Raw genomic sequence first — 26,053 nt, 5'->3', positions numbered from 1 at the left:
TCCGATGGATATGACGACTTTGCGAGAATGGCTCATTCAACGGGGCGTATCTGCTCAGGAGCTTGATAGCTTTTCCGAACCTCCGGTACTTGCGGACTTGGGACAAACGATTCTCCTGGTCTTGCAAAACGGCGAGGCGTCGGCGGAACTGATCATGATGCTTGTGGCGCAGGTGTCCGCTCTTGAGGCGCGTGTTGCCGCGTTGGAAGGAGGTGGCGCCAATGCTTAATCTTTACCGGTACATGGTTCAGCAGAAGCTGAAGCGTCTTGGGGAGATCCCGGAACCGTACCAAAGCAAGCTGCGGGAAGAAGGTCTTTCCGACTTCGAAACGGACACGGAAAACTAAATGCAATTCAAGCTCCGCTTAGGCGGGGCTTTTTCTATCTCTTAAAGCAAAGAAAGCGTGGTGACGGTATGGCGGTTTTGCCGGATTTTTTGCAGGATCAGACGGAAGAGGCGATTCGTCAGCGGATGCTGGCGCGCGTGCCGGATCAGGTGGACAAGTCGGAAGGCTCATTTATTTGGGATTCGCTCGCTCCGGCGGCGTATGAATTGTTTTTGTCCGCAAATTGGGCCCAAGAGGTGTTGAAGCGCGGCTTTGCTTCCACAACGTTCGGCAGCTATCTCGACTTGCGCTGCGAGGAGCACGGGATTGCGCGGCGTCCGGCGGTGGCGGCGAAAGGTCAGGTTCAATTTCTTGGCAAACCAGGGACAACCGTTCCGGCAGGAACGCGGGTCGCCACATCCGCGGATCCCGTCAGCGGGACAGCCTCGATTGAATTCGAGACGGAGGCCGAAGCCATCCTGGGTATGGATGGGGCAGCGTTGATCAGCGTCAAGGCCGTGGAGGCGGGGAGCCTGGGCAACGTGGCGGTAGAGGCGATCAATATTCCCGTTTCCGCCGTGCCGGGGGTCACCGGCATTTTCAATCCGGCTCCGACGACCGGCGGAACGGAAGCCGAGAGCGACGAATCGCTCCTGGAACGACTGATGCTGAAAGTTCGGAGCCCGGGAACGAGCGGCAACAAGGCGGACTATCTGCAATGGGGGCTGGAAGTCGACGGCGTCGGAGGCGTGCAGGTTCAGCCATTGTGGAACGGTCCGGGAACGGTCAAAGTTTTTATTATCGATCGCGAAAAACGGGCGGCGTCCGCCGATCTCGTTACGGCCGTGCAGAATTACATTGCTCCGGACCCTGCAATCGGAAGCGGAAAAGCGCCGATCGGCGCAACCGTGACCGTAGCCCCCGCTGCGGAAATTGCGATTCATGTCAGCGCCAAATTGACGCTTGCAACCGGAGCTTCCTTGATTCAAGCCCAAAACGCAATTGGCGATGTTTTACGCGATTATTTGAAAGAGTTGGCTTTTTCCGACTCCGTTGTAAGGTACTCTCGGCTCTCGGCGATTTTGCTGGACATTCCGCAAATTGTGGACGTAACCGATCTCAAATTGAACGAAGGAACCGGCAATATTGAGGTCGCTTTAGGCCAAGTGGCTGTTCCCGGGACGGTGAACGTCAGTGTCTAGTACGTTAGAAAGCGTTCGCGGCCGACAGATGTTGACTTATTTGCCGGGGTACTATGCTACTTCTCGAATCATGAGCTCGATTGCAGATGCTCAAGGCAGTGAATTGGATGACCTGCAACGGGCGCTGGACGAGACGTTGGCGCAGTTTTTTGTGGCGACGGCTACTTGGGGATTGGACGTGTGGGAAAAAGAGTTCGGCATCGAGACGGACGAAACCAAACCGGTCGACCAACGGAGGAGCAACCTGATTTCCAAAATTCGCGGAACCGGCACGGTAACAATCGAGCTGCTGAAAAGCATCGGAGAGTCGTACACTAACGGAAAGATCGAAGTTACCCAACAGCCAGCGCTTTACCGTTTTACGGTTAAATTCGTCGACAATGTCGGATTGCCGCCAAATATCGACGATCTGAAAGCGGCTATCGAAGAAGTGAAGCCGGCCCATCTCGACGTTCAGTTCGCTTATCGCTATCTTACCGTCTCGGAAGTGAATCAAATGACGATCAATCAACTTCAAAGCCACCCGTTAACGGATTTTGCGCCGTTTTTGGATGGGGAGGGAGGAGTTTAAATGTCGGTATTTACAACGTTATGGAATCTATTGAAGAAAAACCCGGCCACCGACGGCGCCGACACTTTTAACATCGAGACGATGCTGAATGATAACTGGGACAAAATTGACGCCGCGCTCGGTTTAAAAGCGATTAACGCCGAAGTTCGGGCGGCGACGACCGCTAATATTACGATATCCGGATTGCAGACTGTGGATGGAGTCGCGCTTGCCGCGGGCGATCGGGTGTTGGTCAAAAACCAGACGACCGCAAGCCAGAACGGCATTTACACGGCGGCGGAGGGAACTTGGACGCGGGCGGCAGACGCAGATCAGAGCGGCAAATTGGCGAGCGGTCTTTCCGTTTTTGTTAAAGAGGGCACATCCAACGGGAAAAAACAGTGGCGACTATCCACAACCGGTTCGATTGTCCTTGGCACGACCGCATTGACCTTCGAATTGGTTAGCGGCGCTGGCTCGGCTACGGATGCCGTCGTCGGCAATCGGACGATAACGGATACGACGGCTCCTGCCGGAGATAGCGGCACGTTGACCGGCTTGTTCGGCGGTTTAGGTTATATGATCAAGGCGATCACGGGCAAAAGCAGTTGGAGGACGGCTCCGGCTACTACGCTTGAGGCGGCAAAGGGGCACATGGATGCGACTACGGGCGCACACGGCGCGACAGCAGCGGCAACGGCTAATGCGATTATGCAGCGGGATGCGGCCGGGAGAGCGAAGGTGGCTGCGCCTTCCGCATCCGATGATATTGCGCGTAAGGCGGAGGTGGATGCGGCGATTACATCTGCGGCCACAGATGCAACGACCAAGGCTAATGGCGTTCAGGCCAATTTATCGGCACACGTTGGTTCTGGAGGGGCGGCTCATGCTGCGGCCACTACTTCTGTCGCTGGATTTATGAGTGCGGGGGATAAGAGCAAGTTGGATGGGATTGCCGCTGGTGCAAACAACTACTCGCACCCTACCGGTGACGGCAACCTTCATGTACCGGCTACCGGTACAACGAATAACGCCAAAGTGCTGAAGGCCGGTTCGACCGCAGGGAGCGCTGCATGGGGAAATGTTGCTTTTTCCGAGGTAACCGGTAAACCGACAACATTATCCGGATACGGGATTACCGATGCGGCGCCTTCATCGCATGTCGGTTCTGGCGGGACTGCGCATGCTGCGGCGACCGCTTCCGCAGCCGGATTTATGAGTGCGGGGGACAAGAGCAAGTTGGATGGTATAGCCACTGGAGCCAACAACTATACTCACCCAACTGGCGACGGGAATCTTCACGTTCCGGCAACTGGCACTTCGAACAATGCTAAAGTACTTAAAGCCGGTTCGACCGCAGGGAGCATTGCATGGGGCAATGTCGCTTTTTCCGAACTTACCGGTAGACCAACCACTTTGTCTGGATATGGGATTGTAGATTCAGTGCCTTCTTCACATGTAGGTGCAGGAGGGGCTGCGCACGCTGCCGCTACTATGTCCGCAGCGGGTTTTATGAGTGCTATGGATAAAGTTAAACTTGATAAACTTGCGGTAACGAATCAGTTGGTTAATAACGTAGACCTTAATACCGTTACCCAAACGGGATTTCATCGTCTTAACGGCACACATCCGAATTCACCTCCGGATGTTGGATACAGTCAAATGCTAGTTCTTCAAGCTTCGGGAGATACAATTGTTCAGATTATTGTTCGCTACAATACCGCCCAGATATATATAAGATCAGGCAATCCGTCGAGTTTGGGGGGACCGACGGAAGGAGGATGGACTTCTTGGAAGACTACCGCCATGACTGACAATCCGGTATTCACGGGCGAAATTTCTATTCAGGGGGACGGACAAGGTGTTTCTTTCTATGATGGAACCCGCTTGTATAAAAGAATTGGTGGAGCAGTTACTATTCGGAAAGCACCAAGTGAATTTGACCCCGAGATTGAGAGTAATAACGGACAAAATAGGTGGCCTATCTGGCACAGTGGAAATAGCCCTTTAAATGCGTCGCCGAATGGTTACCAGAAACTAAATAGTGGGTTGATCATTCAATGGGGTAGGGTGCCGTCTGTAGCGACGATGAGTAGTACGACAGTAACGTTTCCGATTACATTTCCAACCTCTCTTCGTTCAGTAATAGCAACTGTTGAAACGACAGGAGCTGCTGCAGGAGGAATTGCTAATGTGTTTAACCTGAATTACGAAAGTACCACCTCATAAAAACATGAAAAAGTGCCCAGATCTTTGGTAGAATGGTGTTTGCCTAGAACATCACCAACCAAGAGAGGAGCACCCTTAAGGTGAAGTCTACCACAAAAATCGCGTCATTGAAAACGGCATTTTCTATGAGAAATGCAACAAATTTTGCAGGAAGCAAGGTGATCCTCGGATTTCTTGAAAACATCGGTTTGAATCAAGCCCTTCGGAGCCTTGGACTAGCCAAAGCGGCGAATGCCATCTTTCCGACGCATCGCATTCTGCAGATGCTCATCATCGGCTGGATTTTGGGCTGCGAACGTCTCTTTCATTTCAAATCCCTACAAGGTGATGCCTTGATCGCCCAGGCGCTGGGCGGCCGGGTGCCGCATCACACATTGTTAAACAAGGAATTGCTTCGTCTGGGCAAAGCCCACGACCATTTAGCGCCAGCCCTGCGAAACCTGAATGTCGAAATCATTGCACCGCAGCTACCCGACTCCTTGATTCTCGATCTGGATTCGACTGTTGAGACGGTGTACGGCAACCAGCAGGGAGCGGAAGTCGGTTTTAACAGTCAGAAGCGCGGCCGAAAGAGCTATCATCCCCTTCTCGTGTACGAAGGGCAGTCGCGAATGCTAGTGAATGCCGCGCTGCGTCCCGGCAACACGAGCAGTTCGACCGACGTCCTTTCGTTTGCCCGGCAAACGCTGGCGTTGTTGGAATCCCACCACGTACGCTATGCCCGGTTTGACAAAGGCTTTGGCGGAGAAGACTTCTACGCGTTCTGGGAGTCCCGTCAGATCGGCTACGTCGGCAAGCTGAAATGGACAAGTCGTCTCCAGGACCAAGTCAAAACCTGTGCGCATTGGACACGCTTTGTGGACGAGGACTGGATCATTGAAGGCATCGTGCTCCCCTACCAAGCGATTGGTTGGTAGGAGAATCGTCGTGTTGCTGTCACCCGCAAAATGCCGCTTTCGGACGGGGATCAGTCTCAGTTGGAACTGGATTTGCTTTGGCAATACGAAGCCATGGTCACAACGGAGGAATGGGAAGCCATCGATGTGTGGCGGCTCTACAACCAGCGCTGCTGCATGGAGAACTACATCAAGGAAGGCAAGAATGGCTTTGCCATCCACCGCATTCCAACGCAGTCGTTTGCCGCCAATGAAATCGACCTGCTCTTAAAGCTGCTCGCCTATAATCTCTTTGAGCGATTCAAGCATCATTGTTGTGAGCCGATTCACCGATCCTACACCATCCAGCGGTTCCGGCGAACGTTTTTTGTTTGTGCAGGTGTGTTTGTCCAGCATGCCCGCCAAATGACATTGAAACTGAGTACGTCTTTCCAAAACCAGTGGGCATGGCGACGAATGGAGCGAAAAAGTATTTTATTGGAATAAACGATAATCCCAATTTGTGTCTTGGAAATCCCGTTGCCCCTTCATGTGGGGAGGGGGAAAGTAACGGCATTTTTGCTCGCATTCCATTTTGACTGCATATTCTGCCTCCATAATTGGTTGTGAAATCCAAGTTCTGCGTCTTCAAAAGCCTGATTCTATAGGCTTTCGTAATTTAGGTTTAATTTAACGAACAGCAATTTTGGGTTAAGTCATATCAATTCAGATGGAGCACGAACAATTGATTGGATTGCTATAGGACATTAAGGGGGGAATACTATGCCAAAATATTTCGTTGATTTTAGTGATGATGGAGATATTGCAGGATTTTATGTCGATGAAATTCATGGTTTAGATATTCCTCAGTCTGCCTTACCAATTACAACTGAGAAATGGCAAGTTTATAGTTCCAATGCGCATTTATATAAATTAGACGGAAAATCGATTCGCCATAAGACGCAAATGGAATTAAATGAGGAAAATCTGGGTCGACCTCCTCTGCCGCCGTCAGACTTTGAAGCGATTGGCGAACAAATCGTGAATCGTGAACTTGATGTCTTAGAACTTCGTTATGCAAATCAAATTTTGAATCAACAAATTCTAGAATTAAAGCATAGGATAGCAGGTTTGAAAGAGGAGACGGGGACATGAGCAATTTCGAACGAATTAAATACTATTATGAAAAAGGTTGGGCCAAGAAGCCACATTTACTAAAGTATGTTCAATATAATGTGATCACACCAGCAGAATATAAGGCAATTACAGGTGAGGAGTACGATATTTCCGAGGTATAGGCGAGTCGCTAACTGTTCGCCGCCTGACTTTATGGCGGGAAAAAGGCATGAATTCGCCATTCGGTGTGGCGGAGCCAAACCGAATAAACAGCCGACAATAGCCTAATCCCTTCTGTACAATGACGGTGGATTAGGCTATTGTCGATTAAAAAGGAAAATGCTCCCGAACCTTTGGCGAGGATCCCCGGGAGCATTCACTTCATCATGTCAAAAATACTTTATTTCGGCCTTTCTTGCAAGGCTTATTTACGCACATTCGGAAATCAATCTCCTGACGTCCAGCTCTGCTGTGAAAACTGCGGTCGGCTTCTCCATAAACACGGTCGTTATTGGCGAGGAATTGTGACGAAGCATGAGGTCATCCAGATCCCGATCTACCGTCGATATTGTCCTACCTGTAGAATAACAATCTCCCTCCTGCCGGAGTTCCTGATTCCATGGGCCCGGTATGCGACTTGGGTGCGAGAAGCGGCATTAAAGCGCAAGCACAAGGGATTCTCTTGGCGGCAGACGACAGAAAGCACAACAACTCCTGCCGTGCGTTATAGCCGCCGTACGTTGAAACGCTGGTGGGCAAGACATCTGCGCCGCGCAGCGGATGCAGCACTATGGGTTGCTGGGAAACTCGTAGCCCAGGGGGACGACACGGATATGCTCCACCTTTACCCCACCATGATGAACCCAACGCCAATGGATACATTGGATTGGCTGGACAAACTGTTACCCCGATTCATCCCCGCTGGCGCATCCAGACGGGGCTATTGGACGTTTCTAAATGCGAGGTTACCTGTAGCATCACGCTTATAAATCCCTTCAGCATCCACCGCCAAGGAGCAAGGCAAACGAAAATCGCCTCCAAAATTGCTTTAAAAATCGCCTGGACGGCAAGTTGCCCTCCTGATCCCACAAAATATGCGCCCTCCCTGGCTTCTAGCGTCTATGCGATACTCTCATAGACCACAGGGAGAGGAGATTTAGCATGGATGAGCAAGCAAGGCAGCAAGAAGCCAACTTCCGTTATGGCTTAATTGCATCACTGGTTAGCCGCAAATTGGATCCCGGAGAACAGATGGCGTTGATGCGCGAAATTGTAAGCCATGAGTATGAAACGTCGTCGGGACAGCGAAGGAGAATTAGTCTACGAACGCTTGAGCGATATTTAAAAGCGTATCGCGAAGGCGGATGGGAGGCGCTGTTGCCCTCCGTCCGAGCAGACAAACTCACGACCAGGGAAATCCCCGAGGATGTGCTTGCCAAAGCGATTGCCTTAAAGCAGGAGCAACCCGGCCGAAGCGTCAGGCAGATTATTGCGATTCTGGAACTGGCGGCATTCGTGGCCCCCGGCACCCTGAAAGAAAGCACGCTTAGCAAGCAGCTTCGCCGCCGCGGCGTCACGCGCAAAGCGTTACTGAATACGGGGTGGAGCCACTTTCGCCGGTTTGAAGCCACGCACCGAAATAGCATGTGGCAAGGCGATGTGCAGCATACCCTTTACCTTCCGCATCCGGACAAGCCCGGCAAGAAGGTCATGGCCTATCTGGTTATTTTCATTGACGATTACTCTCGCTTCGTTGTGCATGGCCAGTTCTATTTCGAGGAACGTGTGGCCCGGCTGGAGGATTGCCTGAAGAAGGCGATTTTAAAGAACGGAGTGCCGGAAATGATCTATGTCGATAACGGCGCCATCTATTCTTCACACCATTTTGAGCGGATTTGCGGGCGACTGGGGGCAGAGCTTAAGCATACTCGCCCCGGACGTCCTATGGGACGCGGGAAGCAAGAAAAGTTCTTCCGATTTGTCGACCAGAGCTTTGTGCCGCGCTTTAAGCAGCGCCCAGTCGACCGATACCAAAAAGACGACCACCCGATTCGCATGTTGCCGCCGCATGAACTCATAGAAGTATTCTTGCTGGAGGAATCCCGCAAAGTGGACAAAACGGGATGCATCTCGCTGCTGGGCACGATATTCGAGGTCCAGACAGAGCTTGCCGGCTCGAAGATTCAGGCGCGATTCGATCCGCACGACCTGTCCGTCATCCAGGTGTGGAAGGACGGCCAGCGCTATGAAGACGCGAAGCCAATGAAGCCCCGCGATCCGAAAACCCGGCCGAAGCAGGATGAACCGAAGGCCGTCATGCAACCGCCGAAGACGGGCCTCAACTATGTGGAATTATTGGTGGAAGAACAGAAACGGCAGACCCGCGAAGCGCAAGGCGCTGCGCTTTCGCGAGCGATGAAAGAGGTGAATCGCTCATGATTCGTGGTTTCTTCGGGTGGGAGCGCGTTCCGTTCACCCGGGAGATTGAAACACGGCATCTGCACCGCTCCAAGCGATTCGAAGAATGTGTAGCACGGATGCAGTATATGGTGATGACTCGCTCGATTGGCTGCGTCACCGGTGAAATTGGCTGCGGCAAGTCGACAGCCGTTCGCTACTTGAAAGACCAACTGGATCCGAACAAGTACCGGTTTATCTATCTGTCGGATGCGAATCTGAAACCAAGGGACTTTTACCGTGAACTCCTCCACCACTTCGGCTTGCCGCCCAAGTTTCTGCGCAGCGAAGCCAAACGGCAATTCCAGCACCTCGTATGGGATTTGTACGAGAACCAGCAGAAGGTCGCCGTTATTGTAGTGGATGAAGCGAACCTGGTTTCAGGAGACATGCTGCAAGAAATACGCTTTTTGACGAATTTTGGTATGGACTCGATTTCGCCGCTTGCCCTGCTGCTCATTGAATAGCCGGAACTACAGGCCACGTTGCAACTGCGAGTCGTCAAGCCGATTACACATCGGATGCACGTGCGTTTTCATATGGATGGCTTGTCGGTGGAGTAGTGCCGCGTTGACATCTCCCACCAATTGGAGGTTGCCGGAAGTACAGGGCCGGTGTTTACGACAGAAGCGATGGACGCCATATACGCGCATGCTCGGGGGATATGCCGAGAGATAAATAACGTCTGCACCGCTGCGCTTCTGGATGCAGTGCTGCGAAAAGACAAAATGATTGATACCGTCCATGTGACGAGGATCCTAGCTGAATTTAAGGAACAGTGAGGGATGACAAATATGAATGAGATACGATTTCATGGAGATACCGAGCGTTGGAACGTGTACGATGGAGAAGAGTTGCTTTGCTCGCTACGTTGTGGTGATGCCGTGATGATTCAAGTAGGAAAGCACTTCTTGCCATCCAACCTTGAGCTCGATACGGACTGGTACGTGAAGTTTGGAAATTCGAAGTTCTGGCTCCACCGACATGCCAAGTACCGCGTCCGACCGCTGTTCTAACTGCTCTTCGGAGCAGTTTTTTTACGCCGACAAACAAAGGCGAAATATAATTGTCTCCGAAACGGCGGTGAGGAAAGCAAAAAGCCACCGTCATTGGCGGTTCCGAATCTACCGTCAATTAAAGTGGCTGATGACAGCTAACTAAAGGGGGTGGGAGGGTTGAGTACATCACTATCCATTATCGGAGCCTGCATTTCGACTTTTGCCGCTATTAGCGGAATTTTTATTGGCTGGGCCGGGAGGTCTCGGGCACTTCGACAAGATACAGTCGCCGAAGCCAGCCAGGACGCCCTGCTCCGTGCCGACATGGAATACATCAAACGGGGCGTGGACGACGTAAGATTGGAGCAGAGGGCGCAAGGGCAGCGGTTCGACGCATTGGCCGAGCGGGTCACGAGGGTGGAGGAGTCGGCGAAGCAGGCGTTGCAAAGGCTCGACAGATTGGACGGGCAAGGAGGGTGAAATCAATGGACTCGGGGGAATTGTTTACGTGGCAGGCTCTCTCCGCGATGGGGGGAGCTTCTTTGTTGACGTTTCTGATCGTACAATATACGAAAGAGCCGCTAAGCCGCTTGGTCAAATGGCTGCCGACGGATCTTTACGCGGTGGCGGTCGCTTTTCTCGTTCTGCTGATGGCGCAGCTTGCGGTCAGCAACGAATATACGGATTGGCGCGTGTACGCTCTGGCGTTGGCCAATGGTTTTCTGGTGGCGGCCGCGGCGGGGCAAATGCAAAACAAGGCGCTGAATCCGCCGGGGGCAAGCAAACCGGGGGCCGGGGGAAACAAAGCGGACGAGGCTGCGAAAGAGAGCCAGGGCTTGTGAGGCTGATGGGAAAAGTGATGCATCGCCCAGCCCGTTTTTTTCTTCAATCTTGCCATTTCGCAACATACGCTTTAAAATAAAGTCAAGAAAAGAGACGGATGGCGGTCCGTCTCCCGCACAACGCTTGAATTGGGAAGGCCTCGAATTGTGAATATGAGCGAAAATAACCCGTCTCCCCAGGCGCCAACCTAAGGGCGGGTTATTTTCGTTGTTTTCATAGGCACCGACCTCCTTTCAGAGGCCAGCGTCTATCCCACCCAAGGCGGTTGTGCATCTAAATTATACCAATTTTTAACCCCCTCTACTAGGCGGGCTTCTTCTTTTTCAATGAACGCCAACGCTTATCGCTGTACTCTTCAAGCCATCCATTTTCCCTCCCAAGAACGCCCGATTCATGACGATTGCCGTTCCGATCCAGACTCAAGCCGCATAAAATAGGGACAAACCCGATTTTGAGATGATTTCAGGACAGCCAAACAGCGCAAACAGTCAAAATAGAATTCCGTCCAAGCCCAAGCAAGACAAGACGATTTCTAATATAGAAAGGAGGCGCCACGATGGCCGACAACTCCACTCAACTGGCCTTTTTCACGAAGGTGCTGCCCCAAGCCCAGGCGGATCAGCGGACGCACGGCGTACCGGCGTCGCTGAAGCTGGCGCAGGCGGCGCTGGAGTCGAACTGGGGCCGAAGCGGGTTGACGCAGAAGGCGAACAACCTGTTCGGCATCAAAGGCACCGGCCCGGCGGGCAGCGTGACGATGCCGACGCGGGAGGTCGTAAACGGGCAGACGGTGACGGTCGACGCGGCTTTCCGGGCGTATCACGACTGGAGCCAGTCGATCGCGGACCACAGCCTGCTGCTGACGAGGCCTCGCTACGCGAAGGTGTTGAACGCCGACGGCAAAACGGCCGCCAGGGCTGCGGCCGCCGCCGGATATGCGACGGATCCGAATTACGCCGACAAGCTGATCGCGATTATGGATGCCTACGACCTGTACCGATACGACGCCGTGCAAGAAGAGGAACCGTACCGGATGAGCGCGGAGGACGCGGAAGCGATCATCCGGTTTCTGTCGGCGGGCTGGTTCGCGGCCGTAACCGACGAGGACAGAAGCGAGTTCAACCGGCTGGCGAACGAGCTCCGGGCTTCTGCCGGCATTCCCCTGAGCGGCTAATAACTCGGGGAGGCGCCGACGGCAAGCAGCGATAGGGGAAAAAGCGATTGAAAAAGGGGCAAGCAAAAAAATGACAAAAGGAATCGACTGCGCGACGCCGATTACCGCCAGCGCGGCCAAGGCGCTGGCCGCTTCCGGCTACCGCTTCGCGGCGCGCTACCTCGTTCCGGCGCGCTACGCCTGGAAGCGGCTAACGCGCGCCGAAGCGGCGGCGATCGCGAGCGCCGGCCTGATGGTCGTGTCCGTTTACGAGACGACGGCCAATCGCCCGGCGGGCGGAGCAGCGAACGGTAGGGCCGACGGAGCGTCCGCCCGAGCCGAAGCGGAGCTGATCGGGCAGCCCGCGGGGAGCGCCATTTATTTCGCCGTCGATTACGACGCGCAGCCCGGCGACTACGACGCGATCGAAGCCTACTTGAAGGCGGCGGCCGCCCAACTGCCGAACTATACGGTCGGCGTGTACGGCTCCTACGCCGTCATCGAGGAAATGGCCAGGCGCGGCGCCTGCCGGCACTTCTGGCAAACCTACGCCTGGAGCCGCGGCAACAAAAGCGCCCGCGCAAACATTTACCAATACTCGAACGAAGTGAGACTGGCCGGCATGTCCGTCGATTTGAACGAATCGTACGGAGGCGAAGGCTGGTGGAATGCGAACGGAGAGACGCAAAACGATAACGAAGAGGGAGAGATCGCGATGAGCAAGGAAGATGCGGAAAAAATCATTCGTTTCCTTTCGGCGGCCTGGTTTGCGGCTCCGTCCGCGGCATCGAAAGCCGAGTTCAACCGGCTTGCCAACGAAGTGCGCAAGGCGGCCGGCCTCCCGGTCGAATCTTAAGCGGCATGCACGCTTCCGCCCAGGCCGGACATATACTGCAACAAGTAGAACGTCCGAGTGGACCTGGAAGGGAGCGTGCCGGCGCCATGCCGACGATTCCGAATTTCCCCGCCGATCTGCTGCGGGAGCATATGCATTGGCATCATCGGCATCATATCAGCGATCCGAACCGAATCCCGATCGGCTACGGCCGGGAGTTTCTGGAATTCCATCGCGACTTCATCGCGCGGGCGCTGGACTGGTATCGGCGCAGCGGCTACGATCCCCGGCTGGTCGAGCCCTGGACGAACGTGCCGGAGCCGATCCGCCAGTCGCGCTGCTACGATCAGGGGGCCGAGGCGCGCCTTGTTTTTCGCCCGGATACGTTCCGTTCGGCGGACGAATTCGGGCGTTTCCTGGAGTCGTCCGGCATACACGGCTGCATTCATCAGGAAGCCGCCAGGCTGTACGGCGAACCGGATCTTAACGATTTCGACGTCGCGCCCCGCAACACCGTGTTTTACAACATTCACGGCATGATCGACCGCTGGTACCGGAATTGGGAAGGGCAGGGCCAGTTTCGGCAAGGGGAAGGACATTGGTGCGGAAAATTTTGGGCCGACGAACGCGAAGTGCTGCATTACCGCGCGTCGGACGGCAGCTGGCGGCTGGGGCAGCCGGAGGCGCGGATCGGTTCCGGAACAGGCGCGCGCGAAAAAGGCGTTCTGCTCGACTGGGGAATCGTCGGCGACAGCCGCGGCTACGGCCCGATGGACGACGGCCGCCCCTTCCGCGTCTGGGACACGGACGGCGACGGCCGTCTGGAAGTGATCTTTTACGATGCGGCGGGCCGGACGTGGCGGGAAGGAAAACTGAAGGGCGGCAAGCTCGAATGGGAGCCGGTCGCCATCCGGCGAATCGGTCATGCCTCGCGGCCTTCGGAGCCTTCGCCGCCCTCGGAATTCTCGCGGCCCTCGGAACCGCCGCGGTCCGCAAACGCCAACTCGCGCAGAAAACGAAACACGCGGATGTAATAACCGCGGTCGCGGGGGACGAAGCTGTCGGCCGTCACCGTCGCGCTCGCCGGGCGCAAGGCGTCGCCTTCCTCGTCCGGTTCCGCGCCTTGCGCCCCAACGGCCCCGACTTCTCCCCGCATCAGCGCGATGAGAAGGTCCGCCTCCGCCTCGTACACCCCGGCTACTTCCTCGCGCTGGAGGCGGAAGCCGGCGGGCGGCACGTCCGCGACGCAGCCGAACACATGGCTGATTTCCCGGTCGACGACCGGCCGCCCCGCAACCTCGCCCTCGCTTTCTTCCTTCACGATGCCGAACGGGACAAGCTCCTCGAACGGCACCGACCAGCCAATCTCCTCTTCCATCTCCCGCGCCGCGTCCCGCACGCTTTCGCCGGCCGCCAAATGGCCGGCGACCGTAATGTCGAAGCAGCCGGGATTCGTATCCTTGTCCGCGCTGCGCCGCTGAAAGACCGCATAGGCTTTGCCGTCCTCGCCGCGGCGGACGAGCCAGCAATGAAACGTTTGATGCCACAACCCGCGGGCGTGAACCTCGCTTCGAAGCGCGGTGCCCGTCCGGTTGCCTTGCTCGTCATAAACGTCCAAATATTCCGGCGGCCGATTGTCCTTAAGCATGCTCCGCCCCATGCGCGCCGGAAAGCTCGGACGTGCAATGTCCGCAGCGCGTCGCGGCGAGCGGGATGACGGACAGGCAGTACGGGCATTCCTTCGTGGTCGGTTCCGCCGGCTTTTCTTCCGTTTCTTTTTTGCGGTTTAACCGATTGATGGCCTTCACGAGCATAAACACGGCAAAAGCGACGATCAGAAAGTTGATGACGACGTTCACGAACTGGCCGTAGGCGATGACCGCCACCCCGGCGCCCTTGACGTCGGCGAGAATCTTCGGATCCCCCTCGAACCCTTCCGGCAGCGTCCCGATCCGCCAGAACAAATCCTTGAAGTCGACCCCGCCCAGCAAACGTCCGATCGGCGGCATCACGATATCGTTCACGAGCGACGTGACGATTTGGCCGAACGCGCCCCCGATGATGACGCCGACCGCAAGATCGATGACATTCCCGCGAACGGCAAACGTTTTGAATTCTTTCAGCATATTGCTAATCATCCGATTCTCCCCCAATAATGGAATGGACTTGGAAAGGAATTCGCAAAAAATCGTCGAATTGTTAAAAACAAGCACGAAAACATGGCAGATTGGCGAGGGAACGAGCATGCACAGTTACGGAGCCGACTGGCCCGTCCTTTTTTCGCTCCTGGCTTTGGCGATAAGTATACTCGCATCTTACACGATGTTTAACCTAAATTACGAAAGCCTATAGAATCAGGCTTTTGAAGACGCAGAACTTGGATTTCACAACCAATTATGGAGGCAGAATATGCAGTCAAAATGGAATGCGAGCAAAAATGCCGTTACTTTCCCCCTCCCCACATGAAGGGGCAACGGGATTTCCAAGACACAAATTGGGATTATCGTTTATTCCAATAAAATACTTTTTCGCTCCATTCGTCGCCATGCCCACTGGTTTTGGAAAGACGTACTCAGTTTCAATGTCATTTGGCGGGCATGCTGGACAAACACACCTGCACAAACAAAAAACGTTCGCCGGAACCGCTGGATGGTGTAGGATCGGTGAATCGGCTCACAACAATGATGCTTGAATCGCTCAAAGAGATTATAGGCGAGCAGCTTTAAGAGCAGGTCGATTTCATTGGCGGCAAACGACTGCGTTGGAATGCGGTGGATGGCAAAGCCATTCTTGCCTTCCTTGATGTAGTTCTCCATGCAGCAGCGCTGGTTGTAGAACCGCCACACATCGATGGCTTCCCATTCCTCCGTTGTGACCATGGCTTCGTATTGCCAAAGCAAATCCAGTTCCAACTGAGACTGATCCCCGTCCCAACGCGGCATTTTGCGGATGACAGCAACACGACGCATCTTCTTCCAACCGATCGCTTGGTAGGCCAGCACGATGCCTTCAATGATCCAGTCCTCGTCCACAAAGCGTGTCCAATGCGCACAGGTTTTGACTTGGTCCTGGAGACGACTTGTCCATTTCAGCTTGCCGACGTAGCCGATCTGACGGGACTCCCAGAACGCGTAGAAGTCTTCTCCGCCAAAGCCTTTGTCAAACCGGGCATAGCGTACGTGGTGGGATTCCAACAACGCCAGCGTTTGCCGGGCAAACGAAAGGACGTCGGTCGAACTGCTCGTGTTGCCGGGACGCAGCGCGGCATTCACTAGCATTCGCGACTGCCCTTCGTACACGAGAAGGGGATGATAGCTCTTTCGGCCGCGCTTCTGACTGTTAAAACCGACTTCCGCTCCCTGCTGGTTGCCGTACACCGTCTCAACAGTCGAATCCAGATCGAGAATCAAGGAGTCGGGTAGCTGCGGTGCAATGATTTCGACATTCAGGTTTCGCAGGGCTGGCGCTAAATGGTCGTGGGCTTTGCCCAGACGAAGCAATTCCTTGTTTAACAATGTGTGATGCGGCACCCGGCCGCCCAGCGCCTGGGCGATCAAGGCATCACCTTGTAGGGATTTGAAATGAAAGAGACGTTCGCAGCCCAAAATCCAGCCGATGATGAGCATCTGCAGAATGCGATGCGTCGGAAAGATGGCATTCGCCGCTTTGGCTAGTCCAAGGCTCCGAAGGGCTTGATTCAAACCGATGTTTTCAAGAAATCCGAGGATCACCTTGCTTCCTGCAAAATTTGTTGCATTTCTCATAGAAAATGCCGTTTTCAATGACGCGATTTTTGTGGTAGACTTCACCTTAAGGGTGCTCCTCTCTTGGTTGGTGATGTTCTAGGCAAACACCATTCTACCAAAGATCTGGGCACTTTTTCATGTTTTTATGAGGTGGTACTTTCGTAATTCAGGTTTAACTTTCTTGGCAATCTGAAACGGACGAACAATACGTTTCGGCTTTTCTGGTTGGCAGGCGGCGCTTTCGTGTTCGGCGTGGGCATGTGGACGAAGCATTTCGTCACCATATTGGCGAGCGACGGCCCGCTTTTTTTTACGTGGAGCTTGCCGATATCGCTGTTTTTCAACATTTTTTTCGCCTTGATGGCGTTCGTCATGCTGACGCTTCAGGAAGCGATCCGGTTCCGGTCCTTTGCCGGGAGCGTCATTTTGGCTTTCGGGGTCGGATTTATGCATTTTTTCTCCCTGCTGGGCCAGCCGATCGACCGCATATCCGTCGACGGGGGGATGGTCGCGGTTTCGCTCGCGTTGCTGTTCGCCGGCACGTATGCGGCGGTCAAGCTGTCCGAAATGAACGGGGAGAACCGCAAATGGCTGGCCAGCGTGACGCTGGGCCTGTCGGTATACCTTGTCCAATGGGTCGGCAATCGGGGGCTCGATATCGAATATTCCGTCTACTACAACCTGGACAAGCTGATCGAGGACGTCCGCTTCCTGGTGCTTGCGCTGGGGATCGGCGCCTTGCTCATTCTGACTTCGACGTGGGTGACCTGGTACATCGACAAGCGCATGAACCAGATGGACGAGCGGTACCGCTTGCTGGTCGAAAATTCGATCGACACAATCGCGATTTTCAAGCAGGAAAAATGGGTGTTCGTCAACGCGGCCGGACTCCGCATGTTCGAGGCGGACCATCCGAACGAGCTGCTCGACATGCCGATATACGCGTTCCTTCATCCGAACGATTACGACGCCGTGCGGGAGAGGCTGCACAATCTCGTCATTACGGGCAGCAGCGGGCCGGTGGATCAGACGTGGTTGTCGCTGAAAGGAAACGTGCTGCATACGGAAGTGGTGGAGACGATGACGACGCTGCAAAACGAACCGGCGGTGCAGGTCATCATCCGCGACATTTCGGAACGCAAGAAAAACGAGGAGCTGCTGATCAACTCGGAAAAGCTGTACGTGGCCGGACAGCTGGCTGCGGGCATCGCGCACGAAATCCGGAATCCGCTGACTTCGCTGAAAGGCTTTTTGCAATTGATCGCTTCCGGCCGTCGGGAAAACAGCTATTACGAAATTATGAATTCGGAACTGGACCGGATCGAAGGCATCGTCAGCGAGCTGCTGATGCTGGCCAAACCCCAGGTCTACGACTTTTCCTATTACGATGTGCGCAATATGATGCGGGATACGGTCACGCTGCTGGAGGCGCAGGCGATTCTGCACAACATCGCGATCGAATCGGATTTTTCCCGCGACGTTCTTTGGGTGTACGGGGTCGAAAATCAAATCAAGCAGGTGTTCATCAACGTCATCAAAAACGCGATCGAAGCGATGGTCGACGGAGGAACGATCCGCGTTGCGCTGTTCCGGGAAGACGATTCGGTTTATACCCGCATATCCGACGAAGGGCCGGGGATCGGCGAAGACCAGCTCGCGAAAATGGGCCAGCCCTTCTATACGACCAAAGAGAAAGGAACCGGTCTCGGGCTGATGGTCAGCTACAAAATCGTCGACAACCACGAGGGGCAAATTCGCGTCTACAGCCAGATCGGCCGGGGAACGACGTTCGAAATCCGGCTGCCGTTCCGTTATCCCGAAGCTTCGCCCGCGGCCCAAAGCGGTTGAACGAGGGGCGGGCGGCTTGGCGGCGGACGTGTTATAATGAGGTTTATTTCCCTATGAATTTTGCTGCGGGCAGTAGGAGGATCCATCGTGGCCGAGCCATTCAAAGCGATGCACAACAAGACTTTTCCGGACGATTTCGCGGATCGGGCGCGGGGATGGCGGCCGTTGTCGGACCTGTCGGCAGGGCGCCGGAGGCCGGACAACTCTAAGATTGCGCTGTTCGTGAACGAGCGGGAGCTTGCCTCCGACTGGGGAAGGCTGCTCGGGAGGGAAGCGGAAGCATGACGATTGGCGCTCGCGTATTCAAAACGGGGCTGGCGGTCGCCGTCGCGCTTTGGCTCGGAACGCTGGCAGGGCTGGAATCTCCGGTCATCGCGGCGGTCGCGGCGATTTTTACCGTGCAGCCGTCCATTTACCGAAGCTGGATGCAAGTGCTGGACCAGCTCCAGAGCAACGTCTTGGGAGCCGGGATCGCGATTGCGGCTTATTGGCTTTTCGGGAGCGCTCCGTTATCGGTCGGACTTGTTTGCATTCTCGTGATTTTGCTGTGCATCAAGCTGAAAACCGAGGACACGATCGGGCTCACGCTCGTGACCGTCGTGATCATTATGGAAGCGCAGAACCAGGGCTGGCCGGCGGCGCTCGACCGGCTCGCGTCGCTGCTGCTCGGCATCGGCTGCGCCTTCGCCGTCAACGTTTCCGTCGCTCCGCCCAAGCACCACAGCCGCTTCGTCCGCCAGGTGCAGGAAGCGCAAAACCAGCTGTCCAGGCTGCTGCGCACGTCGGTTTCGAACGAGCTGAAGGAGAACGTGTTCCGCAAGGAGCAAGAGCAGCTTCATGAGCAGTTGCGCAAGCTGGACGACTTTTACCGGTTGTTCGCGGAGGAGCGGGTTTTGAAAAAGCGCTCGCGCCTCCGCAAAGCGCGGCTCCTCGTCATGTACAAGGAAATGATGATGACGCTGGAGCGGGGCTACGAGCTGATCGAGGCGGTGGAGGAGCAGTATTTTGCCGTTCCGAGCGATCCCGCATGGAATCGGATGGTGGACCAGCACATCGAAATGCTGTGCGGCTATCATGAGCAGCTGCTGTGGAAATGGGACAAAAAGCTGAAGGCGGGGGCGGCTCCGGCGGCGCCTCCTCCGGAGTCGGGCATCCGGCTGACGGAAATGATAGCGGCCGAAGGAGAATTCGACGACGCGCTGAAGGCGCGCATCGCCGCGCAGGGCGAGACCGAAGTGACGGTCCGCGCCCGGTTGCTCGTGGTGACGTCGGCGCTGTTCGCTTACGAGGACCGGCTGCACCGCCTGGACAAGCTGATGGACCACTGGTTCGAGCGCGGGCTCGACGGCGCGGAGGAATGAGGATGGCGGCAGTCGCCCGAACGAAGCGGCTGCCGCCTGTTTCTTTGCGGTTTCCTTTTTTGAACGTTTACATCCTCCGCGAAAAAAGGTAAGATAAAAAACGTTTAGCCTGTATACAAGTACACAACGAGTGGGGGGATCGGATTGCCTTATCCCGCCGCCTGGCTGCGCGGGGCATCGCTCGGGGAAGCGATTACCTGCGAGCTCAGACTGAGCATCGTCACCGGCAAAATCCAGCCCGGCGAAACGCTGTCCGAAAATCGGATCGCCGCGGACTTCGGCACGAGCCGCTCTCCGGTTCGCGAAGCGCTGCGGACGCTGTCCGGGGAAGGCCTCATCCGGCTTGAACGAATGGGCGCCGTCGTCCTCGGCCTAAGCTCGAAGGAAGTCGAAGAGCTGTTCGACGTCCGGTATTTGATCGAAAGCTTCGTCCAGGAACGGCTGTCCCGAATCGACCGCGAACCCCTGATCGCCTCCCTTAGGCGCATTCTCGACAAGATGGAGCTGGCCTTGCGGCATCAAGACGCCGAAGAATTCGCTTACCAGGATTTCGCGTTTCACGAGACGATCATCGCCGAAGCCGGCCATTCGCGAATTTGGCAGCTCTGGCGGAGCATTCGCCAGCTCGTGCTCGCGGTGATGCTCGTCACGACTCGGGAAGTGTTCGCCGACGGCGAGGAACGGGTCCAAGCGGTGATCGAAAAGCACAGGTTTATTCTGGACGGCTTGCGCTCGGGGGACGCCGACGAGATTCAAAAGCGAGTGCGGAGCTATTTCAAGGATTCTTTCGTCACCTTGCATCATAGTTTGGGCAAGCCTTGAATCCTTTCGCCCGACAAGAACGACGAAGCGGCAGGGAAACCTCCCGCGCTTCTTGTTTTCAAAGTTGTCGACAAGTATACATGTTATTCCGTTCGCCAGTTCGTCAACACTACCTATAGGAGCGGCGAACGACTCCGACAGACATCGCAAGAGCATCCAACACCATCGGGAGGACGATATGAATACTCTTTTCGGCATGAGCCACGCGGCAACCTTGTTGATTTGGACTTTGCTTGCAATCGCTTTCCTTATCGTGATGATTTCCAAGTACAAATGGAATCCGTTCGTCACGCTGCTGATTTCCAGCTTGCTGCTCGGGCTGGTTGCCGGCATGGATCCCGCCGATGCGGTTGCTTCCCTGATCAAGGGGATGGGGGGCACGCTCGGAACGATCGCGATCGTCATCGGACTCGGCACCATGCTCGGGAAGATGATGGCCGAATCGGGAGGCGCGGAAAGGATCGCGACGACGCTGATCGACCGTTTCGGGGACAAAAGGGTGCATTGGGCGATGATGATCGTCGGCTTCCTCGTCGGCATTCCGGTCTTCTTCGAGGTCGGCGTCATCCTGTTGATCCCAATCGTGTTTATCGTCGCCCGCAAAACGAAAATGCCGCTGCTCCAGATCGGCATTCCCGTCCTGGCGGGCCTGTCCACCGTGCACGGGCTCGTTCCTCCGCACCCCGCGCCGATGATCGCCATCGATGCTTATGACGCGAACCTGGGCAAGACGATTCTCTATTCGATTCTGATTGGCCTGCCGGTCGCGATTTTGGCGGGGCCGGTGTTCGGGAAGTTTATCGGAAAGCGGATTCCGGTCGAACCCGACGAGAAGCTGGTTGAGCAGTTCGCGATGAAGGAAAACCGCAGCCTTCCCGGCTTCGGCATCACGCTGTTTACGATTTTGCTTCCGGTTATCCTGATGCTGATCGGATCGGTCGCCAGCATTGCCGATCCGCAAGCGACGAGCGGGTTTACCCGGTTTGCCGAATTTATCGGCCACGAGGTCGTCGCGCTGCTGATCTCCGTCGTGTTCTCGTTTTTCTCGCTCGGCTTCGCTCGCGGCTTCAGCAAGGAAGAAGTTTCGAAATTCGCGTCCGAAAGCTTGCCTCCGATCGCCGGCATCGTGCTGATCATCGGCGGCGGCGGCGCGTTCAAGCAGGTGCTGATCGACAGCGGCGTCGGGCAGGCGATCGCGGACATGGCGACGAACGCGAATATCAATGTCATTTTGTTCGCCTGGCTCGTCGCCGCGCTGATCCGCGTGGCGACCGGTTCGGCGACGGTCGCGATGACGACGTCCGCCGGCATCGTCGCGCCCGTCCTGGCAATGACGCCGGGAGCGAACGTGGAATTGGTCGTGCTCGCGACCGGCGCCGGCTCGCTCGTATTGTCCCACGTCAACGACGCGGGGTTCTGGATGGTCAAGGAATTTTTCAACATGAGCGTGCCGCAAACGCTGAAATCGTGGACGATGATGGAAACGATTCTGTCCGTGGCGGGGCTGATTCTGATTTTGATCGTAAGCGCGTTTGTTTGATCTCGAACGGGAGAGGAAGGGTGAAGGATGACCGAAAAGACGGAATATACGATCGGCATCGATATAGGTACGACGAGCACGAAGGCGGTTTTGTTCGACGCGGCCGGCAAGGTGGCGGCGACGGCGAACGAGGGCTATCCGCTCTATACGCCGACGCCGTCGGTCGCCGAGCAGGACCCCGAGGAAATTTTCGCCGCGGTCGTGAGCTCGGTCGGGCAGGCCGTCCGGAAGGCCGGCGTTCCGCCCGAGCGCATCCGGTTCGTGTCCTGCAGCTCCGCAATGCACAGCGTCATCCCGGTCGATGCGTCGGGCAAGCCCTTGATGCGCTGCATCACCTGGGCGGACAATCGCAGCGCGGCTTGGTCGCGGCGGCTGAGGGACGAAATGGGCGGCCTCGAATTGTACCTGAGAACGGGAACGCCGGTCCATCCGATGTCGCCGGTCGCGAAGCTGCTGTGGCTGCGCCATGACAAGCCCGACATCTTCGAACGGGCGGCCAAATTCGTATCGGTCAAGGAATACGTGCTCGCCAGGCTGTTCGGCCGGTACGTCGTCGACTACTCGATCGCGTCGGCCACGGGCTTGTTCAATTTGTCCCGTTTGGACTGGGACGAGGAGGCGCTCTCGATCGCCGGCGTGACGCCGGACCGCCTGTCCGAGCTCGTGCCGACGACTTATACGCTACGCGGAATAAGGGATGCGAACTCGGCGGCGGAAATGGGACTTCTGCCGTCCACGCCGTTCGTCGTCGGAGCCAGCGACGGCGTGCTGTCCAATCTCGGCCTCGACGCGATCGATCCGGGCGTCGTCGCCGTCACGATCGGGACGAGCGGGGCGATCCGGACCGTCATCGACGAGCCCGCCACCGACCGGAAAGGGCGGTACTTTTGCTACGCCTTGACCGAAGACAAGTGGGTCGTCGGCGGGCCGGTGAATAATGGCGGCGTTATTTTTCGCTGGGTGCGGGACGAGTTCGCCGCCTCCGAAACGGAAACCGCGAAGCGGCTCGGCATCAGCCCGTACGACGTGCTGACCCGGATCGCGGAACGGGTGCGTCCGGGCGCGGACGGCTTGCTTTTCCACCCTTACCTGACGGGCGAGCGGGCTCCTCTGTGGAACCCCGACGCCAGGGGATCGTTTTTCGGGTTGACGCTGCATCACCAGAAGGAGCACATGATCCGGGCCGTGCTGGAAGGCGTCGTCTACAATCTGTATACGGTCATGCTGGCGATGCAGGAAACGACCGGCGTGCCGAAGCGGATCAAGGCGACGGGCGGTTTCGCCCGCTCGCCCTTGTGGCGCCAGATGATGGCCGACATCTTCAACCAGAGCGTGGTCGTGCCGGAAAGCTACGAAAGCTCGTGCCTCGGGGCCGTCGTGCTCGGCATGAAAGCGTTCGGCGAAGCGGACGCGTTCGCCAGGGTCCGGGGAATGGTCGGCACGACGCACGAGCATTTCCCGAATCCGGAAGCGGCCGGGATATACCGGGAGCTGCTGCCGATTTTCGTTCGCGTCTCCCGCCAGCTGGAGGAGGAGTACGAAAGCATCGCCAAGTTCCAGCAGAAGCTGTTTTCAGCCGAAGCGTAATCGGGATGTTCAATAGCCGCTTCATGGGCCGTCTTGTCCGTTCCCGGGACGAGGCGGTCTTTTGTCTTGCAAATTGCCGTGCGAATCGTTCAAAAATCAGACAATCGGCCCCGCGATTCCGCCGCAGCCTCCCGCCGCTTGCTATACTGGTGAAAAGAGATGCTGGCGAAAAAAACGGAATGCGGACGAAGGGAGCGGGACGGTTGAGCAAGCAAACGGTGATTCGGAAGATGGCGAGAGGGCATCTGCGTGTAGGCGGAGAGGAATCCGCGCTGCGGCTGCTGCGCGAAGCGGCGGGACCGCGGCGGTTGACGGCGGAAGGCCGCCTTCTGACCGCGGCGGGCTACCGGTGGGAGGGCAGGCTGTTTCTGTACTATGAATGCATCGGCGAAGAGATCGAGGCCGACGGCTTGTTTCCGGAGTTGGCCGGTCTGCTTGCGCCGTGGCCGGGGGAAGAGCAAGCGAGAAACTGGGTGCCGATGGCCGACGTGTTTCATTTCAACGAGCCGGCTTCGCTTGACCATTGGCTTCGGCAGGCCCCGGTGGACAAGCGAGCCGGCCGGGTGGCGCGGCTGAAGCCGGAGATGGCGGCAAGCTACATCTACTACCATTACCAGCTTCAAGAAGAGCGGGCTTTTCCCGGCCCCAAGTTCGAAATCATAGGCTTGCACGAAAACGTTCTGTTCGGCTATCAGGAGTTTCCGGCCGTCGTCGAACGCCCGGAAGTGCCGGGAAGGCTGCGCACGAGCGGCACGCCGGTGCCGTGGACCGATTCGCGAATGGATTTGCATTTTCAGCCGTGGCCGGACGGGCATCTTTATTTTAAGACTGCGGAGACGTTGTTTGCGGTCTATGGGGGCCCGGCGATTGATCGATGATCGCGCACACCGGCTAGAAGGCGCCTTGCCATGCCTTGGCTTGGCTTGGATACCCCGCCATAAGCCAAGCGCCCTCCCGGACGGGGGGCGCCAAGCCGGAACGCTGCTGGATTCGGTCATGCCGGACGCGGTGCGGTTCTTCCCGCTCGATTGCGTTTTTACCCGAGCGGCCTGCCTTACTTTTTGCCCCGGTCCATCTGGCGGCGGGGGCTGTCGATTTTTCCCCGCTTGTCGGTATCGTTTTCTTTCGGAACGAGCCGGGGATCGGTCCGGCCTTCGTGGTGATTGTCGAAGCTTAATTCGGTCAGCTCCCACTCGGTCGATCCGAGCGTGACGTCGGCGGGAAATACTTGTCCCCGGCGCAATTCCACTTCGGCGCCCCATTCGTCGCGGTACACGCCGTCCGTCTCGACCGGTTCGCCCGACATCGGCGGCATTCTTTTGCTTTCGCTCATACCCTCAAGTCACCTCTTTAAGGAAAAATCCGATCTTCGCGAAACGATAAAAAAGCTCTGTGCGGCTCGCTTATTGTCCGTGCTTCGGCACGGCGGCGCGGTCCGCTTGCGACTGCATGCGGCTGGCGCGGGTTTTTCCGCCCTCGCCCCGGTCCGCGGCGGCTTGGGCGCGGCTGGCTTCCTCTTGAGCCTTGGACGGTCGTTCGCCCGACATTCGGCGTCCCTCCTTGGATTCGATTCAACGACTAGGTTGCCACTGCGGCGTTTGCGTTATGCTCCTCGCGAACGCCGCCGAAGTTCCCGCAAAAAAGAAAAATAACGGCCGCCCGCGGCCGTTATTTCGTCCCCACTCGCAATCCCCGAAAATCACTCGTCTTCCAAAAGTTCCTGCCGGTAAAGGGCAAGCGCCGTCTGCATTTTGTCGACGTATGCGGCATCGCCGCTCGAGCACATGAACCGGACGCTGCCGGTCCCGCCCCCGCGCGGAATGCCGTAGCGGGTCAAAAGCGCGACCAGCCGCCGGACGGTGCCCGCGTTGCCGTCGACGATCCGGATATGCGGCGGCAAAATGTCGCGCAAGATGCCTTTGTAAAAGGGGTAGTGCGTGCAGCCGAGCACGACGATTCCATACCGGTCCAGGCCGTAGGGGGCCAGCTTTTCCCGGAAATAGTCGCCCAGCACGCGCTTGTCGAATTGCAGCGCTTCGCAATAGCGGACAAGCTCGGGCAACGGCAGCGAATCGACGATTCCCCCTTCGTCCACGCGCGAGACGAGCGCGTAATATTTCGGCATCTGCAGCGTAAGCGGCGTGGCGAAGACGAGCACTCTTTTTCCCGTGGCCCGATTCATTTCGACCGCCGGCTTGACCGCCGGCTCCATGCCGACGATCGGAATCGAATACAGCTCCCGCAGCTCCGCGATCGCGATGCTCGTCGCCGTATTGCAGGCCACGACGAGCGCATCGAGCCCCTCGGCCATCATCGTTTCCACCACTTCGAGAATGTACGACCGAACCTCTTCCTTCGTTTTCGTGCCGTACGGGACGTGAAGCGTATCCGCCATATACAAGAAATCCTGATCGGGCAGCCGTTTGAGCGCTTCGGCCAAAACCGACAGCCCCCCGAGACCCGAATCCAAAAATCCGATTGTCATCGTATGATCGTATCCTATGCTTATGTAGTTGAAATAAATATAACTCTAGCATATAGCGATACGAGGCGTCTCGCAAGAAG

General features: G+C 56.4%; 29 protein-coding genes and 1 pseudogene. 24 read left to right on the top strand and 6 right to left on the bottom strand.

Annotated elements, in window-relative coordinates; genetic code table 11:
* Nucleotides 1-4 precede the first annotated feature (4 nt).
* From B7E11_RS07595 to B7E11_RS07525, 17 genes and pseudogenes are all read left to right on the top strand, one after another.
* Nucleotides 5-229: a hypothetical protein gene (locus B7E11_RS07595; protein WP_080833112.1), complete on the top strand. Its 225-nt coding sequence runs from the start codon at nt 5-7 to the stop codon at nt 227-229.
* Nucleotides 222-347 (top strand): hypothetical protein, encoded by a 126-nt coding sequence (locus B7E11_RS30590; RefSeq protein ID WP_275901460.1) that lies wholly within the window; start codon nt 222-224, stop codon nt 345-347. The genes B7E11_RS07595 and B7E11_RS30590 overlap by 8 nt, the downstream gene beginning before the upstream one ends.
* 68 nt (nt 348-415) lie before the next feature.
* A complete protein-coding gene (locus tag B7E11_RS07590; RefSeq protein ID WP_080833109.1) occupies nt 416-1,528 on the top strand; it encodes a baseplate J/gp47 family protein in 1,113 nt (370 codons plus the stop codon).
* Nucleotides 1,529-1,556: 28 nt separating this feature from the next.
* Complete coding sequence (locus tag B7E11_RS07585; RefSeq protein ID WP_176220643.1) at nt 1,557-2,099, top strand: YmfQ family protein; 543 nt, start codon at nt 1,557-1,559, stop codon at nt 2,097-2,099.
* The gene (locus B7E11_RS07580; RefSeq protein ID WP_080833106.1) at nt 2,100-4,307 is read left to right on the top strand and encodes a pyocin knob domain-containing protein; all 2,208 of its coding nucleotides are present in this window, start codon (nt 2,100-2,102) and stop codon (nt 4,305-4,307) included.
* A gap of 80 nt (nt 4,308-4,387) precedes the next feature.
* A pseudogene (locus B7E11_RS07575) lies at nt 4,388-5,689 on the top strand (IS1380 family transposase).
* Nucleotides 5,690-5,965: 276 nt separating this feature from the next.
* Nucleotides 5,966-6,337, top strand: a complete 372-nt coding sequence (locus B7E11_RS07570) for a hypothetical protein (protein WP_080833103.1) — start codon at nt 5,966-5,968, stop codon at nt 6,335-6,337.
* Complete coding sequence (locus B7E11_RS07565) at nt 6,334-6,480, top strand: XkdX family protein (protein WP_080833100.1); 147 nt, start codon at nt 6,334-6,336, stop codon at nt 6,478-6,480. The genes B7E11_RS07570 and B7E11_RS07565 overlap by 4 nt, the downstream gene beginning before the upstream one ends.
* A gap of 204 nt (nt 6,481-6,684) precedes the next feature.
* On the top strand, nt 6,685-7,287 hold the full coding sequence (locus B7E11_RS30905) for a DUF6431 domain-containing protein (protein ID WP_420830679.1): 603 nt from the start codon (nt 6,685-6,687) through the stop codon (nt 7,285-7,287).
* Between the two features lie 172 nt (nt 7,288-7,459).
* Nucleotides 7,460-8,737 carry a DDE-type integrase/transposase/recombinase gene (locus B7E11_RS07560; protein WP_080833097.1) on the top strand — a complete coding sequence of 426 codons (1,278 nt, stop codon included), beginning with the start codon at nt 7,460-7,462 and terminating at the stop codon, nt 8,735-8,737.
* Nucleotides 8,734-9,222 (top strand): ExeA family protein, encoded by a 489-nt coding sequence (locus B7E11_RS07555; RefSeq protein ID WP_080833094.1) that lies wholly within the window; start codon nt 8,734-8,736, stop codon nt 9,220-9,222. The genes B7E11_RS07560 and B7E11_RS07555 overlap by 4 nt, the downstream gene beginning before the upstream one ends.
* Before the next feature lie 318 nt (nt 9,223-9,540).
* A complete protein-coding gene (locus B7E11_RS30900; RefSeq protein ID WP_080832308.1) occupies nt 9,541-9,771 on the top strand; it encodes a DUF5348 domain-containing protein in 231 nt (76 codons plus the stop codon).
* Between the two features lie 159 nt (nt 9,772-9,930).
* Nucleotides 9,931-10,233 carry a hypothetical protein gene (locus B7E11_RS07545; protein ID WP_080833091.1) on the top strand — a complete coding sequence of 101 codons (303 nt, stop codon included), beginning with the start codon at nt 9,931-9,933 and terminating at the stop codon, nt 10,231-10,233.
* 5 nt (nt 10,234-10,238) lie between these two features.
* Complete coding sequence (locus tag B7E11_RS07540) at nt 10,239-10,595, top strand: hypothetical protein (protein WP_080833089.1); 357 nt, start codon at nt 10,239-10,241, stop codon at nt 10,593-10,595.
* 557 nt (nt 10,596-11,152) lie between these two features.
* A complete protein-coding gene (locus tag B7E11_RS07535) occupies nt 11,153-11,770 on the top strand; it encodes a glycoside hydrolase family 73 protein (protein ID WP_080833086.1) in 618 nt (205 codons plus the stop codon).
* Between the two features lie 70 nt (nt 11,771-11,840).
* Nucleotides 11,841-12,605 (top strand): DUF1906 domain-containing protein, encoded by a 765-nt coding sequence (locus tag B7E11_RS07530; RefSeq protein ID WP_080833084.1) that lies wholly within the window; start codon nt 11,841-11,843, stop codon nt 12,603-12,605.
* Nucleotides 12,606-12,691: 86 nt separating this feature from the next.
* Complete coding sequence (locus B7E11_RS07525) at nt 12,692-13,618, top strand: hypothetical protein (RefSeq protein ID WP_080833081.1); 927 nt, start codon at nt 12,692-12,694, stop codon at nt 13,616-13,618.
* Here the strand turns inward: B7E11_RS07525 and B7E11_RS07520 are convergent.
* From B7E11_RS07520 to B7E11_RS07510, 3 genes are all read right to left on the bottom strand, one after another.
* Complete coding sequence (locus B7E11_RS07520) at nt 13,507-14,232, bottom strand: NUDIX hydrolase (RefSeq protein ID WP_080833078.1); 726 nt, start codon at nt 14,230-14,232, stop codon at nt 13,507-13,509. The two genes, B7E11_RS07525 and B7E11_RS07520, sit on opposite strands and share 112 nt — an antisense overlap.
* A complete protein-coding gene (gene mscL, locus B7E11_RS07515) occupies nt 14,225-14,722 on the bottom strand; it encodes a large conductance mechanosensitive channel protein MscL (protein ID WP_176220642.1) in 498 nt (165 codons plus the stop codon). The genes B7E11_RS07520 and mscL overlap by 8 nt, the downstream gene beginning before the upstream one ends.
* A gap of 369 nt (nt 14,723-15,091) precedes the next feature.
* Complete coding sequence (locus B7E11_RS07510; RefSeq protein ID WP_080832311.1) at nt 15,092-16,393, bottom strand: IS1380 family transposase; 1,302 nt, start codon at nt 16,391-16,393, stop codon at nt 15,092-15,094.
* A 180-nt stretch (nt 16,394-16,573) separates the two neighbouring features.
* Between B7E11_RS07510 and B7E11_RS07505 the strand changes: the two genes are divergently transcribed.
* The 7 genes from B7E11_RS07505 to B7E11_RS07475 all read left to right on the top strand — a co-directional run bounded on the left by B7E11_RS07505 (nt 16,574) and on the right by B7E11_RS07475 (nt 24,366).
* Nucleotides 16,574-18,178, top strand: a complete 1,605-nt coding sequence (locus B7E11_RS07505) for an ATP-binding protein (RefSeq protein WP_080833075.1) — start codon at nt 16,574-16,576, stop codon at nt 18,176-18,178.
* A gap of 87 nt (nt 18,179-18,265) precedes the next feature.
* Entirely contained in the window at nt 18,266-18,463 is a 198-nt protein-coding gene (locus tag B7E11_RS07500; RefSeq protein WP_080833073.1) for a hypothetical protein, read from the top strand.
* Nucleotides 18,460-19,539, top strand: a complete 1,080-nt coding sequence (locus B7E11_RS07495) for an FUSC family protein (protein ID WP_080833070.1) — start codon at nt 18,460-18,462, stop codon at nt 19,537-19,539. Before B7E11_RS07500 ends, B7E11_RS07495 begins: the two co-directional genes overlap by 4 nt.
* A gap of 144 nt (nt 19,540-19,683) precedes the next feature.
* Nucleotides 19,684-20,361 (top strand): GntR family transcriptional regulator, encoded by a 678-nt coding sequence (locus B7E11_RS07490; RefSeq protein WP_080833067.1) that lies wholly within the window; start codon nt 19,684-19,686, stop codon nt 20,359-20,361.
* Nucleotides 20,362-20,539: 178 nt separating this feature from the next.
* Nucleotides 20,540-21,901 (top strand): GntP family permease, encoded by a 1,362-nt coding sequence (locus tag B7E11_RS07485; RefSeq protein ID WP_080833065.1) that lies wholly within the window; start codon nt 20,540-20,542, stop codon nt 21,899-21,901.
* A gap of 27 nt (nt 21,902-21,928) precedes the next feature.
* Entirely contained in the window at nt 21,929-23,488 is a 1,560-nt protein-coding gene (gene gntK / locus B7E11_RS07480) for a gluconokinase (protein ID WP_080833061.1), read from the top strand.
* Between the two features lie 203 nt (nt 23,489-23,691).
* A complete protein-coding gene (locus tag B7E11_RS07475; protein ID WP_139787109.1) occupies nt 23,692-24,366 on the top strand; it encodes a hypothetical protein in 675 nt (224 codons plus the stop codon).
* Nucleotides 24,367-24,542: 176 nt separating this feature from the next.
* Here the strand turns inward: B7E11_RS07475 and B7E11_RS07470 are convergent, their stop codons facing one another.
* The 3 genes from B7E11_RS07470 to murI form a co-directional block, all read right to left on the bottom strand.
* On the bottom strand, nt 24,543-24,821 hold the full coding sequence (locus B7E11_RS07470; protein ID WP_080833055.1) for a transposase: 279 nt from the start codon (nt 24,819-24,821) through the stop codon (nt 24,543-24,545).
* A 70-nt stretch (nt 24,822-24,891) separates the two neighbouring features.
* Nucleotides 24,892-25,035, bottom strand: coding sequence for a hypothetical protein (locus B7E11_RS29415; RefSeq protein WP_176220641.1), 144 nt, complete (start codon nt 25,033-25,035; stop codon nt 24,892-24,894).
* Nucleotides 25,036-25,187: 152 nt separating this feature from the next.
* Nucleotides 25,188-25,973 (bottom strand): glutamate racemase, encoded by a 786-nt coding sequence (murI, locus tag B7E11_RS07465; protein WP_080833052.1) that lies wholly within the window; start codon nt 25,971-25,973, stop codon nt 25,188-25,190.
* Nucleotides 25,974-26,053: the final 80 nt, after the last annotated feature.

Origin of the sequence: Cohnella massiliensis (genome assembly GCF_900169535.1) — a bacterium.
Lineage (GTDB): Bacteria > Bacillota > Bacilli > Paenibacillales > Paenibacillaceae > Cohnella > Cohnella algarum.
Note: the sequence above shows the minus strand (reverse complement) of the source record. Positions and strands in the feature narration are given on the sequence as shown.

Coding starts and splice junctions, on each gene's coding strand:
- B7E11_RS07595 (WP_080833112.1), top strand. CDS start 5: ATGGATATGACGACTTTGCGAGAATGGCTCATTCAACGGGGCGTATCT.
- B7E11_RS30590 (WP_275901460.1), top strand. CDS start 222: ATGCTTAATCTTTACCGGTACATGGTTCAGCAGAAGCTGAAGCGTCTT.
- B7E11_RS07590 (WP_080833109.1), top strand. CDS start 416: ATGGCGGTTTTGCCGGATTTTTTGCAGGATCAGACGGAAGAGGCGATT.
- B7E11_RS07585 (WP_176220643.1), top strand. CDS start 1,557: ATGTTGACTTATTTGCCGGGGTACTATGCTACTTCTCGAATCATGAGC.
- B7E11_RS07580 (WP_080833106.1), top strand. CDS start 2,100: ATGTCGGTATTTACAACGTTATGGAATCTATTGAAGAAAAACCCGGCC.
- B7E11_RS07570 (WP_080833103.1), top strand. CDS start 5,966: ATGCCAAAATATTTCGTTGATTTTAGTGATGATGGAGATATTGCAGGA.
- B7E11_RS07565 (WP_080833100.1), top strand. CDS start 6,334: ATGAGCAATTTCGAACGAATTAAATACTATTATGAAAAAGGTTGGGCC.
- B7E11_RS30905 (WP_420830679.1), top strand. CDS start 6,685: ATGTCAAAAATACTTTATTTCGGCCTTTCTTGCAAGGCTTATTTACGC.
- B7E11_RS07560 (WP_080833097.1), top strand. CDS start 7,460: ATGGATGAGCAAGCAAGGCAGCAAGAAGCCAACTTCCGTTATGGCTTA.
- B7E11_RS07555 (WP_080833094.1), top strand. CDS start 8,734: ATGATTCGTGGTTTCTTCGGGTGGGAGCGCGTTCCGTTCACCCGGGAG.
- B7E11_RS30900 (WP_080832308.1), top strand. CDS start 9,541: ATGACAAATATGAATGAGATACGATTTCATGGAGATACCGAGCGTTGG.
- B7E11_RS07540 (WP_080833089.1), top strand. CDS start 10,239: ATGGACTCGGGGGAATTGTTTACGTGGCAGGCTCTCTCCGCGATGGGG.
- B7E11_RS07535 (WP_080833086.1), top strand. CDS start 11,153: ATGGCCGACAACTCCACTCAACTGGCCTTTTTCACGAAGGTGCTGCCC.
- B7E11_RS07530 (WP_080833084.1), top strand. CDS start 11,841: ATGACAAAAGGAATCGACTGCGCGACGCCGATTACCGCCAGCGCGGCC.
- B7E11_RS07525 (WP_080833081.1), top strand. CDS start 12,692: ATGCCGACGATTCCGAATTTCCCCGCCGATCTGCTGCGGGAGCATATG.
- B7E11_RS07520 (WP_080833078.1), bottom strand. CDS start 14,232: ATGCTTAAGGACAATCGGCCGCCGGAATATTTGGACGTTTATGACGAG.
- mscL (WP_176220642.1), bottom strand. CDS start 14,722: ATGATTAGCAATATGCTGAAAGAATTCAAAACGTTTGCCGTTCGCGGG.
- B7E11_RS07495 (WP_080833070.1), top strand. CDS start 18,460: ATGACGATTGGCGCTCGCGTATTCAAAACGGGGCTGGCGGTCGCCGTC.
- B7E11_RS07485 (WP_080833065.1), top strand. CDS start 20,540: ATGAATACTCTTTTCGGCATGAGCCACGCGGCAACCTTGTTGATTTGG.
- gntK (WP_080833061.1), top strand. CDS start 21,929: ATGACCGAAAAGACGGAATATACGATCGGCATCGATATAGGTACGACG.
- B7E11_RS07470 (WP_080833055.1), bottom strand. CDS start 24,821: ATGAGCGAAAGCAAAAGAATGCCGCCGATGTCGGGCGAACCGGTCGAG.
- B7E11_RS29415 (WP_176220641.1), bottom strand. CDS start 25,035: ATGTCGGGCGAACGACCGTCCAAGGCTCAAGAGGAAGCCAGCCGCGCC.
- murI (WP_080833052.1), bottom strand. CDS start 25,973: ATGACAATCGGATTTTTGGATTCGGGTCTCGGGGGGCTGTCGGTTTTG.